The 12,268-nt window shown below is 55.8% G+C and carries 13 protein-coding genes; 4 read left to right on the forward strand and 9 right to left on the reverse strand.

Annotated features, from left to right (window positions below; translation table 11 throughout):
* Positions 1–126: 126 nt before the first annotated feature.
* Positions 127–1,116, forward strand: coding sequence for a sulfate ABC transporter substrate-binding protein (locus tag AC1RKG_RS22645; protein ID WP_493183751.1), 990 nt, complete (start codon positions 127–129; stop codon positions 1,114–1,116).
* 68 nt (positions 1,117–1,184) lie between these two features.
* Here AC1RKG_RS22645 and tpiA read toward each other — a convergent pair whose 3' ends face one another.
* Positions 1,185–1,952 (reverse strand): triose-phosphate isomerase, encoded by a 768-nt coding sequence (gene tpiA / locus AC1RKG_RS22650; protein WP_041415104.1) that lies wholly within the window; start codon positions 1,950–1,952, stop codon positions 1,185–1,187.
* Between the two features lie 127 nt (positions 1,953–2,079).
* The gene (locus AC1RKG_RS22655) at positions 2,080–2,670 is read right to left on the reverse strand and encodes a DUF1454 family protein (RefSeq protein ID WP_020837562.1); all 591 of its coding nucleotides are present in this window, start codon (positions 2,668–2,670) and stop codon (positions 2,080–2,082) included.
* Positions 2,671–2,869: 199 nt separating this feature from the next.
* Between AC1RKG_RS22655 and AC1RKG_RS22660 the strand changes: the two genes are divergently transcribed.
* Positions 2,870–3,295, forward strand: a complete 426-nt coding sequence (locus AC1RKG_RS22660) for a DUF805 domain-containing protein (RefSeq protein WP_041415101.1) — start codon at positions 2,870–2,872, stop codon at positions 3,293–3,295.
* 16 nt (positions 3,296–3,311) lie between these two features.
* On the opposite strand, the gene fpr is transcribed toward AC1RKG_RS22660, so the two are convergent.
* Positions 3,312–4,058, reverse strand: a complete 747-nt coding sequence (gene fpr / locus AC1RKG_RS22665; protein ID WP_020837557.1) for a ferredoxin--NADP(+) reductase — start codon at positions 4,056–4,058, stop codon at positions 3,312–3,314.
* A gap of 3 nt (positions 4,059–4,061) precedes the next feature.
* A complete protein-coding gene (locus AC1RKG_RS22670; RefSeq protein ID WP_115060813.1) occupies positions 4,062–4,685 on the reverse strand; it encodes a helix-turn-helix transcriptional regulator in 624 nt (207 codons plus the stop codon).
* Positions 4,686–4,981: 296 nt separating this feature from the next.
* Between AC1RKG_RS22670 and emrD the strand changes: the two genes are divergently transcribed.
* On the forward strand, positions 4,982–6,166 hold the full coding sequence (gene emrD / locus AC1RKG_RS22675; protein WP_493183748.1) for a multidrug efflux MFS transporter EmrD: 1,185 nt from the start codon (positions 4,982–4,984) through the stop codon (positions 6,164–6,166).
* A gap of 239 nt (positions 6,167–6,405) precedes the next feature.
* Here the strand turns inward: emrD and glpX are convergent, their stop codons facing one another.
* The 3 genes from glpX to AC1RKG_RS22690 all read right to left on the reverse strand — a co-directional run bounded on the left by glpX (position 6,406) and on the right by AC1RKG_RS22690 (position 9,945).
* The gene (gene glpX / locus AC1RKG_RS22680) at positions 6,406–7,416 is read right to left on the reverse strand and encodes a class II fructose-bisphosphatase (RefSeq protein WP_493183749.1); all 1,011 of its coding nucleotides are present in this window, start codon (positions 7,414–7,416) and stop codon (positions 6,406–6,408) included.
* A 131-nt stretch (positions 7,417–7,547) separates the two neighbouring features.
* Positions 7,548–9,056: a glycerol kinase GlpK gene (glpK, locus tag AC1RKG_RS22685; RefSeq protein WP_020837549.1), complete on the reverse strand. Its 1,509-nt coding sequence runs from the start codon at positions 9,054–9,056 to the stop codon at positions 7,548–7,550.
* A gap of 43 nt (positions 9,057–9,099) precedes the next feature.
* Complete coding sequence (locus tag AC1RKG_RS22690; RefSeq protein ID WP_020837548.1) at positions 9,100–9,945, reverse strand: MIP/aquaporin family protein; 846 nt, start codon at positions 9,943–9,945, stop codon at positions 9,100–9,102.
* Between the two features lie 539 nt (positions 9,946–10,484).
* On the opposite strand from AC1RKG_RS22690, the gene zapB reads away from it, so the two are divergent.
* A complete protein-coding gene (zapB, locus tag AC1RKG_RS22695) occupies positions 10,485–10,724 on the forward strand; it encodes a septal ring assembly protein ZapB (protein WP_020837547.1) in 240 nt (79 codons plus the stop codon).
* A gap of 56 nt (positions 10,725–10,780) precedes the next feature.
* Here zapB and rraA read toward each other — a convergent pair whose 3' ends face one another.
* A complete protein-coding gene (rraA, locus tag AC1RKG_RS22700; RefSeq protein ID WP_020837546.1) occupies positions 10,781–11,266 on the reverse strand; it encodes a ribonuclease E activity regulator RraA in 486 nt (161 codons plus the stop codon).
* Between the two features lie 80 nt (positions 11,267–11,346).
* Entirely contained in the window at positions 11,347–12,264 is a 918-nt protein-coding gene (locus AC1RKG_RS22705; protein ID WP_020837544.1) for a 1,4-dihydroxy-2-naphthoate polyprenyltransferase, read from the reverse strand.
* Positions 12,265–12,268: the final 4 nt, after the last annotated feature.

A 12,268-nucleotide genomic window follows, 5' to 3' on the forward strand; every position in this document is an offset into this window, starting at 1 on the left:
ATTCCATAATCGTCTAGCCCAATATTTTTTATTCTTTAATTGGCGGGAAAGTTTCTGGCAGGCTCTGATGCTAAATCAACCGATTGAGGTTGTGATTAATTTTCCTGGGAGAGCGAGTCGATGCGTATGCGTAAATGGGGTGTAGGTCTGACAATAATGCTGTTGGCGTCCGGCGCCATGGCGAAAGATATCCAACTGCTGAACGTTTCGTACGACCCGACACGCGAGTTCTATCAGGAATATAACACCGCATTCGGTAAATATTGGCAGCAGCAGACCGGCGATAAAGTGACGGTACGTCAGTCACATGGTGGCTCCGGCAAGCAGGCGACCTCGGTGATTAACGGCATTGAAGCCGATGTGGTCACGCTGGCGCTAGCCTATGACGTGGATGCCATTGCCGAACGCGGACGGATCGATAAAGATTGGATCAAACGCCTGCCGGACAACTCGGCACCTTATACCTCGACCATTGTATTTCTGGTGCGTAAAGGCAACCCAAAACAAATTCACGACTGGCCAGATCTGATTAAGCCGGGCGTCTCGGTGATCACCCCGAACCCGAAAACTTCCGGGGGCGCACGCTGGAACTATCTGGCGGCCTGGGGTTACGCACTACACCAGAACAATAACGATCAGGCCAAAGCGCAGGAGTTCGTTAAAAACCTGTATAAGAACGTCGAAGTGCTGGATTCCGGCGCACGCGGTTCAACCAATACCTTCGTTGAGCGTGGTATTGGCGATGTGCTGATCGCCTGGGAAAACGAAGCTTTGCTGGCGGAGAAAGAGCTGGGTAAAGACAAGTTTGAAATTATCACCCCAAGTGAATCGATTTTGGCGGAGCCGACCGTCTCGGTGGTGGATAAAGTGGTTGATAAGCGCGGTACCCGTGATGTGGCGACGGCTTACCTGAAATATCTGTATACGCAGGAAGGACAAACCATCGCGGCGAAAAACTACTACCGTCCGCGTGACGCGGCTGTGGCGGCCAAGTTTGCCGAGCAATTCCCGAAACTGAAGCTGTTCACGGTGGATGATACCTTCGGCGGCTGGACTCAGGCACAGAAGGTACACTTCGCCACCGGCGGTGTGTTCGACGAAATCAGCAAACGCTGATGCCTTGATGACAATAATAAAAAACCCCGGCAAGCCGGGGTTTTTTATTTAGCAGCCAGAGAAAGAAATCAGGCTTTTTTAGCAGCGGCAGCGGCTTTGACGATCACAGCGAAAGCATCGGCTTTCAGTGATGCGCCGCCAACCAGCGCGCCGTCGATGTCCGGCTGGGTGAACAGCTCGGCGGCATTTTTATCGTTCACAGAACCGCCGTACTGGATGATCACTTCTGCAGCTACTGCAGCGTCCTGTTTGGCGATGTGATCGCGGATAAATTTGTGTACTGCCTGAGCCTGCGCAGGGGTGGCGGATTTACCGGTACCGATAGCCCAGATTGGCTCATAAGCGATAACGGCGCCTTTGAAGGCTTCTGCGCCCTGAGTTTTCAGCACGGCGTCGATCTGGCGTGCACAAACTTCTTCGGTTTTACCCGCTTCGTTTTCTGCGTCGGTTTCACCGATGCACAGCACTGGGATCAGGCCGGCTTTTTTCAGCACGGCAAATTTCTCGGCGATCGCTGCATCGGTTTCTTTGTGGTAAGTACGACGCTCGGAGTGGCCGATGATGATGTATTGCGCACCGATATCTTTCAGCATGTCGGCGGAAACTTCACCGGTGAATGCGCCGGACAGGTTCACGTCTACGTTTTGAGCGCCCAGAGCAATGCGGCTGCCGGCCAGTGCGTGTTTCGCCTGGTCCAGGTACATCACAGGCGGTGCGATAGCGACGCCACAACCGTCAACGCTGCTCAGCTCATTGCGCAGAGCGGCGATCAGTTCGTTAACCATGTGAGTGCTGCCGTTAAGCTTCCAGTTACCCATAACTAATGGATGACGCATGTTTTTTCCTCCAACAAGGGAACGCGAGAGTCGAAATAACCACTGCCGGACCGGCAGTTTACCTGCCCAACAGTATAGAGATGATTAAGCGCGAAGGCTTTGCTTTTTGTCATTAAATAGCCTGCCGTTACGGCTCGGATAACGTCAGCTTAACCGGTTCAACAGCGAAAGTTACTCCTTTATCGCCGTTGTCTGCCACTACATAGCGGATCGCGCCGACCTGCTGTTGGTAAAAGCGCTGGCCTTTGCCTTTTTCCAGCAGGTTGGCCACTTTACTCAGGCTTTTTTCCACCGTCAGTGTCGGTTCAAACTGGCGCATCAACGCGGCCATATAGCTGACGGCAATGGTGCGAGCGGCTTTTTCTTCGTTGCTCTGCTGTAGCGGCAGGTGGGTAATTTGCAGCGTTTTGATTTTTCCGGTGCCTTTTTCCAGCGCGGTTGAGGCATAGAGATTTTCGTTTAGCTTGCTGGCAGCGCGCGTCAACAGCGGCGTATCGTCTTCGGTCGTGGCAATAGCGCGGAATTCGCCGATCGGTAGCGTCGGGTTATCGCGGTTATATTTTTCGCGGAACTTCACCACCGTCAGATCAAACGTTGGCGCTCCGGCCAGCAGGTAGGGCGCGGTAGGCGAAGCGTTGGCGGGGGCATCCGGCGGATCGGCCCAGGCGCTGCCGATGCCCAGCAACAGGCAGGCAATGGCGATGGTTTTTCTCAGCATGGTATACACGGCATCAATGACAAAGATGGCTCCGATTAAAGCGAGAACAGAGGGGGGTGTCAAAGATCCCGCGCCATTATCGCTCGCTGACAAGAAAGCTGTGCGTTACTCCGCGTAATGCAGGGCAGAAATCTTCGCCCGGCAGCGCCTATGTTACACTGCACGGCAGAATATGGGCAGGCAAACAACGCAGGATTCAATGACAATACAACAGTGGTGTTTTTCGTTTAAGGGCCGAATTGGGCGGCGTGATTTCTGGATTTGGATGGTGCTGTGGGTAGTGCTGATGGCGGTGGCTTTTTCACTCGCCAGCAATAAGCTGGTGGATATCCAAACCATCGCCTTTTTTATCGTTGGGCTGCTGTGGCCAACGGCGGCGGTGCTGGTGAAGCGTTTGCATGACCGCAATAAAGCCGGTTGGTGGGCGTTGTTACTGATTGTGGCTTGGTTGCTGGCGGCGGGTAACTGGCAAATGCTGGCGCCGGTTTGGCAGTGGGGCGTGGGGCGTTTTATCCCGACGTTGATCATTGTGATGATGATGATCGATTTGGGCGCGTTTGTCGGCACGCCCGAGGATAATCGTTTTGGTCCGCCGGCCAAACCCGTTAAGTTCGGCGCGGATTAAAACCAGAGGCTATCAATTACCAATAGTGTTCGCTGGTGATATGGCCCGGTTTGCGGCGCAGGTGCTTGCGCATCTGGCGCTGATCTTTCAGCGTTTGCTGGGTATCGCGCACCATTTGCGGGTTACCGCACAGCATGACGTGGTCAGTTTCGGCATCGAGGGTCAAGCCTACCGCCGCTTCCAGCCGGCCGTCCTCAATCAGCGCGGGTACGCGTCCCGTCAGCGAGCCGGGGACTTCTTCACGGCTGACGATGGTTTGAATGCGCAGTTTGCCATTGTAACGCTGTTGCAACTGCTGCATCAGCGGCAGGTAGCTGAGATCGCGCGCAAAGCGTGCGGCATGCACCAGCACCAGGTTTTTGAATCGCTCCAGGCCTTTGCCTTCCTGCAGAATCGACAGGTAAGGGCCGATGGCGGTACCGGTGGCCAACATCCACAGGGTGTCGCATTCCGGCACCTCGTCCAGCACGAAAAATCCGGCGGCCTCTTTGGTCACCATCACGTCCGAACCCGGCCGTAGCTGATTGAGCCGTGGGCTCAGTTTGCCTTCCGGCACGGTTACCAGATAAAACTCCAGATTCGGATCGCTGGGGGCGTTGACGTAAGAATAGGCGCGCTGCACGCGTTCGCCGTCAACTTCCAGCGCCAGCTTGGCAAACTGCCCGGCAATAAAGGGATCTATGGGGGCGTCGACGATAATGCTGAACAGCCCGTCGGTCCATTGTTTGACTTGCGTAACCTTGCCATTAACCCAATCAGCCATACTCTAAAGCTCCAATGGTCGAATCAAATAAGCGCAATGTCGTGAGCCGGAAATAGCATGCGCAGTACGCTCTATACGATAGCCGTGGCCAAACAGGCGGTGAAACAGCTGCAGCTCCGAGTTGCACAGGCTGCTGCAGGCGGTGGCCGCTACGCCGATGGGGCAGTGGTTTTCCACCAGCAGCACGCCTTGCGGATGCTCAAGCAGTTCGGCCATGTAGCCATCGTGTTGCCGCAGACGCACTAACCGGGCGAGTTTCGCCTGATGACAAGTCTCTTCCGACAGCTCTTCGGCATAGCGCTGATAAAGTTTTTCTTCGCGCGCACTGAGTAACTGTTCAACCGCTTCAGTGCCAAACAGCTGATGGGCGGAATCCAACAACGTCGTCGCCAAAGTATCGTGACCATCGGCGAACCGGCTGTGTCCCTCATGGGTCAGCGACCAGTAGCGCGTCGGACGGCCCACTTTGGTGCGCGCTTCCTCATAACAAACCAGCTCACGTTTTTCCAGGGATTGCAGATGCTGACGAATGCCCATGGGGGTGATATCCAAACGCTCGGCCAGCATTTTGGCGGAGTGTGGCCCCAGGGTTTTTAACTGCAATAAAATCAGCTCTGGTGTCTTCATTGTCCAAATCCCTATGGTGTTATTTTATTTCAAGATGATGAAAATAATTATCGATTAAATGCTAAAGCTAAACTACTGAAAATTTACCCTTTTTAACCCTTAAGCGGTAGACGTACAGTTTAATTTACGAGGCTGGTTGCCTTTGCTGCCACTGTGACGTGGATCAATATCTGCCTGAAACTCGCTAAAAAAATCAGATTTGTTAGCTTATGCCGCCATAGAGGGCTGCTCGCCGTTCTGGCTGAATGTGGGGCCATACCGGGACGCTGTGACGAGTTAAAACGTTAACGAAGATAATGAGAAAAATAGAAAACTTTCACCTGCTGGTGATGCTTATCCTGTTGGTGGCCGTCGGTCAGATGGCACAAACCATTTATGTTCCTGTTATTGCTGATATCGCCAAGGATCTGTCGGTGCGCTCCGGCGCAGTGCAGCGCGTGATGGCGGCGTATCTGATGACCTACGGGTTCTCGCAGCTGATTTACGGCCCGTTGTCGGACCGCATTGGCCGCCGTCCGGTGATCCTGGCCGGGATGATGATCTTCCTGATGGGGGCCCTGGGGGCACTGCTGTCCAACAGCCTGACGATGCTGGTTGTTGCCAGCGCCATTCAGGGGATGGGCACCGGCGTGGCGGGGGTGATGGCGCGTACCATGCCGCGTGACCTGTATGCCGGCACTTCGCTGCGGTATGCCAATAGCCTGCTTAACATGGGCATCCTGGTGAGTCCGCTGCTGGCGCCGATCATCGGCGGTGCGTTGGCGATGGTCTTTGGTTGGCGCGCCTGTTATGCCTTCCTGTTGGTATTGTGCGCCGGTGTAGCCTTCTCCATGTTCCGCTGGCTGCCGGAAACCCGGCCGCCGCAAACCGAAAAGCGGCGTATGCTGGCAAGTTTCCGCAAGCTGCTGGCTGACGGCACGTTCAGTTGTTATCTGGTCATGCTGATTGGTGCGCTGGCGGGGATCGCCGTATTTGAAGCCAGCTGTGGCGTGTTGATGGGTGGCGTGCTGGGTCTGAGTGGCCTGACCGTCAGTCTGCTGTTTATTCTGCCGATCCCGGCGGCGTTCTTTGGCGCCTGGTATGCTGGTCGCGACGGTAAAACCTTCCATACTCTGGTGTGGCATTCGGTTATCAGCTGCCTGTTGGCGGGTCTGATGATGTGGATCCCGGGCTGGTTTGGGGTGATGAACATCTGGACGCTGATTGTGCCGGCTGCGCTGTTCTTCTTCGGCGCGGGGATGATGTTCCCGTTGGCCACCACCGGTGCGATGGAGCCGTTCCCCTATCTGGCCGGCGCGGCGGGGGCATTGGTCGGTGGTATGCAGAATATGGGGTCTGGCCTGGCGACCTGGCTTTCTGCCATGCTGCCGCAAACCGGGCAGTTCAGCCTCGGTCTGCTGATGTTTGCCATGGCGCTGCTGATATTGCTGTGCTGGTGGCCGCTGTCGAATCGAATGCAGCATCAGGGCCATACCGCATAAAGCGTGTAGGGAGTTTGATGACAAAGTGGTCTGTGGACCCGAGATACTCGGGCCTAGCGCACCAGAGGGGCCATTATGGGACACATCCCTGTGTCCCACCCTACGGGCCGACTGGAAGTCGTTCCCATTTGCTCCCGGCAAATGGGTCGGCGGGCAAGCCGCTACGACCCCATCGGCACGCTCTCCCTAATAACGGGCTTTGTCAGCAGTCGGAGGGCGCCAATCGGCGCCCTGTTTCATTACAGCAGGAACTCGTGCAGCGCCGGGTCTTTGCGATCCAGATAATGGGTCGAACGAATGCGGCGGATAGTGCGTGATTTACCGCGGATCAGCAGGGTTTCCGTGGTGGCCATATTTCCCTGGCGGCTGATGCCTTCCAACAGGTCGCCCTTGGTGATGCCGGTTGCGGAGAAAATAACGTTGTCGTTGCGCGCCATGTCATCCAACACCAGCACTTTGCCGGCTTCGATGCCCATCGCTTTGCAGCGTGCCAACTCTTCTTCGCCAATACGGCGATTTTCGGCGCTGTCGCCTTTCACCTGATGGCGTGGCAGCAGGCGAGCCTGCATATCGCCATCCAATGCGCGGATCACCGCGGCAGAAATTACCCCTTCAGGCGCGCCGCCGATGCCGTACATCACGTCGACTTCGCTGTCAGGCATACAGGTCAGAATAGAAGCTGCTACGTCACCGTCAGGAATGGCAAATACGCGAACCCCGAGTTGTTGCATCTGGGCGATAACGCCGTCGTGACGCGGCTTGGCCAGAATGACCACGGTCAGTTGAGTCAGCGGTTTGCCCAGGCAGGCCGCCACCCTATTCAGATTTTCCGCCAGCGGCAGGTTAAGATCGATAGCGCCGCGTGCCGCCGGGCCAACCACCAGTTTTTCCATATACATGTCCGGCGCGTGCAGGAAGGTGCCGCGATCGCCGACCGCCAGCACCGCCAATGCATTGGGCTGGCCCATGGCGGTCATGCGGGTACCTTCAATCGGGTCGACCGCGATATCCACCGCATCGCCCTGACCGCTGCCGACCTGCTCGCCGATATACAGCATCGGTGCTTCATCAATTTCGCCTTCGCCGATCACGATGCGGCCATCGATATCCACTTTGTTGAGCATAATGCGCATTGCGTTGACCGCGGCGCCGTCGGCGGCATTCTTGTCGCCGCGTCCCAGCCATTTGTAGCCCGCCAGTGCGGCGGCTTCGGTAACACGGGAAAATTCGATGGCTAATTCACGTTTCATGGCAAAACCTGTCTGTGAGAAAGGAAGAAAATATCGGCAAAGTTTATCACAGCGGGCGACGGCGGGGGCGGGGCAAAAAAAACGCGCCGCCCGAAGGCAGCGCGTGATCAGGGTAACCAAGCAAAACAGCGTTAGTCGTGCTCTTCCCACGCTTGTGCGCGGGCAACCGCTTTTTTCCAGCCGCTATAACGGAAGTTACGCTCGGTAGTTTCAATGCTTGGACGGAACTCGCGTTCGATAACCGCCTTGCTCTTCACTTCATCCAGGTCATTCCAGTAGCCGATAGCCAGGCCTGCCAGGAATGCGGCACCCAGCGCAGTCGATTCACGCACTTCAGGGCGCTCGACACGGGTACCGAGGATGTCTGACTGGAACTGCATCAGGAAGTTGTTGGCGACCGCGCCACCGTCCACACGCAGCGATTGCAGACGGGTATTGGAGTCTGCCTGCATGGCATCCAGCACGTCGCGCGTCTGATACGCAATGGATTCCAGCGTTGCACGGATGATGTGGTTGCTGTTCGCTCCGCGGGTCAGGCCGAAGATCGCGCCACGGGCATACGGGTCCCAGTAAGGAGCGCCCAGGCCGGTGAAGGCCGGGACCACATACACGCCGTTGCTGTCTTTCACCTTGGTGGCGAAGTACTCGGAGTCGGCCGCATCGCTGATCAGTTTCAGTTCGTCGCGCAACCACTGGATAGAAGCACCGCCGATGAACACAGCACCTTCCAGTGCGTAATTCACTTCGCCGCGTGGGCCGCAGGCGATGGTGGTCAACAGGCCGTGGCTTGAGCGTACCGCTTCTTTACCGGTGTTCATCAGCAGGAAGCAGCCGGTACCGTAGGTGTTTTTCGCCATGCCCGGTTGAACGCACAGCTGGCCGTACAGCGCCGCCTGCTGGTCACCGGCGATACCGGCGATAGGAATACGCGTACCGCCTTTACCACCGATGTTGGTCTGGCCATACACTTCAGAAGAAGGGCGGACTTTAGGCAGCATGGCGCGTGGGATATCCAGCGCTTCCAGCATGCGGTCATCCCAATCCAGCTCATGGATGTTGAACATCATGGTACGTGAGGCGTTGGTGTAATCGGTCACATGCACCCGCCCTTGGGTCATTTTCCACACCAGCCAGGTATCGACGGTACCGAACAGCAGCTCGCCGCGTTTGGCGCGTTCGCGGGCGCCTTCAACGTTGTCGAGGATCCATTTTACCTTGGTGCCGGAGAAGTATGGGTCAACCACCAGGCCGGTGTTGTGACGGATGTACTCTTCCAGGCCGTCACGCTTGAGCTTTTCGCAGATGTCGGCGGTGCGGCGGCATTGCCAGACGATGGCGTTGTAAATCGGTTTGCCGGTCTCTTTTTCCCAGACGATGGTGGTTTCACGCTGGTTGGTGATGCCGATACCGGCGATCTGATCGGAATTGATATCGGCTTTCGCTAGCACTTCCACCAGCGTGGAGCTCTGTGATGACCAGATCTCCATAGGATCATGCTCAACCCAGCCGGCTTTTGGGTAAATCTGCGTGAACTCGCGCTGGGATACCGCAACAATGTTGGCATCGTGGTCGAGCACTACGGCACGTGAACTGGTGGTACCCTGGTCGAGAGCGACAATGTATTTTTTTTCTACAGTCATGATCTTAGTCCTGCTGTTGTTAACCGTTTTAAAACTGTGCCAATCACGCTTTACGCTGCTGGGCCTTGGCGGCGGGTTGTTCTTCGTCTACACAAACGTCACACGGCAGATTGCGGCCAATGAGCATGCGGTAGCCGAAGGCACCCAGGCAGGCACCGATGATTGGACCAAAGATTGGCACCAGGAAGTACGGAATATCACGTGCACCGGTGAAGGCCACTTTGCCCCAGCCGGCCAGATAAGCGAACATTTTCGGACCGAAGTCACGCGCCGGGTTCAGCGCAAAGCCGGTTAATGGTCCCATAGAGGCGCCGATCACGGCAATCAGAATACCGATCAACAGCGGGGCCAGCGGGCCGCGCGGGATGCCGTTGCCGTCATCGGTCAGCGCCAGGATCAGGCACATCAGGATTGCGGTAATGACCGTTTCAACCAGGAACGCCTGGCCAACGGAAATGTGCGCATTCGGGTAGGTAGAGAAGATGCCGGCCAGGGCCAGGCTTTCGTCGCTGCCGCGTACCATATGATTGGCCGCTTCGAAATCGAAGAACAGGTTGTAGTACAACCCGTAGACCAGGGCTGCTGCACAGAAGGCTCCGGCGATCTGCGCGACAATGTAAGGCAGTACTTTGCGTCCGTCAAAGCAGGCGAACAACCACAGCGCAATGGTCACGGCCGGGTTGAGGTGCGCGCCGGAGATGGCAGCGGTCAGATAGATGGCCATGGCGACGCCCAGGCCCCAAATGATACTGATTTCCCATTGGCCGAAGCTGGCGCCTGCCAGTTTCAGCGCGGCAACGCAGCCTACGCCAAAAAAGATCAACAGACCGGTGCCGAGGAACTCAGCGATGCACTGGCCTTTTAGGGTCGGACTGGTGGTTTGGCTCATAATGTTGTTGTCCTGCAAAACGGCGGTTATAGGTTTATAGGCTCGGAAGGTGTATCGATCCGTCCTAGGGGTACAGTTTTTTTCATCTCGTCCAATTATTAATTGAGGACGTGATGTAAATTTATCGTTAACGAACATAAACGAGAAATAGCGAAATCAAAATGTGTGTGCTTCGTCATAAAATTGAGCGAATTCGCGTCGTTTTGTGTTCTTTCTGCTCCATAAAACTGTGATCTGACCAGTGCTTTTATCCCCGACTGTTAACAAATCAATTTATGACCGAGAGGCATTTTCGGTTTTTGCTGATGGTGGGGGCAGGAAAATTGCAACAGACTGCGCGATGAGCCGGATGTTGCTAGACAGCCGGGGACAGGCTACTTACAATCGTTTTTATCGAAAGAAGCGTTTTATCGAGACAGGCGCGTTATTTTCAATAAAAGCGTGTGTCACTTGGCGCGATGCATATTCGCAGCAGTTGCAACCTGAGTTGCGGCCGTTACCTATAGATGTACGCCTTGCTATCATGAGGGGACTGAAGAATGTCATTTGAAGTATTTGAGAAATTGGAATCAAAAGTTCAGCAGGCGATCGATACCATCACCCTGCTGCAGATGGAAATTGAAGAGCTGAAAGAAAAAAACAATACTCTGTCTCAGGAAGTTCAGGCTGCCTCCGGCAACCAGGAATCGCTGGTACGCGAGAACCAGCAACTGAAAGAAGAGCAGCACGTATGGCAAGACCGCCTGCGCGCGCTGTTGGGCAAAATGGAAGAAGTCTGATTCCGTATTGCACGATCGAAAAGGGCGCCTGAGGCGCCCTTTTTCATGTCGGAAGATTACTCGATATCGAGCGGGTCTTCGGACAGAATAATACCGGTGTTGTCGGCATACAGATGATCGCCGGAGAAGAAGGTCACGCCGCCAAAGTTTACGCGGATGTCGCTTTCGCCGATGCTTTCACTGGCGGCGCCGACCGGAATGGCCGCCATCGCCTGAATGCCGATGTCCAGTTCTTCCAGATCGTCCACCTGGCGTACCGCACCGTAAACCACGATGCCTTCCCATTCGTTCTGGGTAGCCAGGCGCGCCAGTTCTGCGTTGATCAGGGCACGGCGAACCGAACCACCGCCATCAATCACCAGAACACGGCCGCGACCGTTTTCTTCAAGCAGCTCGAATAACAGGCCGTTATCCTCAAAGCATTTCACCGTAGTGATTTGCCCGCCAAATGAAGTACGCCCGCCAAAATTGGAGAATAGAGGTTCAACAACGTTTACCTCTTCATGATAGATGTCGCAAAGTTCGGAAGTATCGTATTTCATAGGATTTTACGTCTGTTTGCCGCTGGAATAACCAGTATATCCCTTTATCCGCCCTGTTGGCAAAATCATCAGTTCGATGGCTAACTGAGCACCACGCCAATCGCGAACAACACATTGGCCAACAGCGCCGCTTTGACCATATGTTCCAGCATCGGGCGCATGCCTGCCGGCGTTGGATCGCGTAACACGCGCAGGCCGTGGCGCACCAGTAACGGGATAGCCAGGACAAACAGCCAGCCCCACGGGCTATGTAGGTTAAGCAGCGTGAACAGCGCGAAGCAGGCTACTGCGCCGATCAGCAGCGCCACGTGGTAATAGCGTGCATTCTGTGGCCCAAGGCGTACCGCCAGCGTATTTTTGCCGTTGGCGCGGTCGCTTTCGATATCGCGCAAATTATTGATGTTCAGCACCGCGGTGGCCAGCAGGCCGCAGGCCGTGGCCGGCAACATCACGATACTGTCGAACGCATGGGTTTGCAGGTAGTAGGTGCCTGCCACGCTCAGCCAGCCAAAGAACACCAGCACCGAAATGTCACCCAGCCCCAGATAGCCATAGGGTTTGGTGCCGACGGTATAGGTAATGGCGGCGACGATAGACAGCCCGCCCAGCACCAGGAAGCCCACCACGTCGCTGGGTTGTTCGCAGGCCACGGCGATCAATGAACAGCCGGCAATCGCGATCAACACTACCGTCACCACCAGCGCGCGCTTCATTTGTGCCTGGGTGATCATGCCTTTCTGCATGCCGCGCAACGGCCCGATGCGATCTTCTTTATCGCTGCCTTTTACCGCATCGCCATAGTCGTTCGCCAGGTTGGAGAGGATTTGCAGCAGGCCAGCAGTCAGGAGTGCCAGCAGCGCCACGCCGGGTTTCAGGCTGCCTTGCCAGGCGGCAATGGCGGAACCGACGACGATCGAGGCAAAGGCCAGCGGCAGGGTGCGCGGTCGTAAACTTTCAAGCCAGGCTCTGGCCGGGGAGGTGGTAGTTGATGAGCTCATTTTT

This window comes from Serratia sp. GW822-FHT06D09 (genome assembly GCF_058799515.1).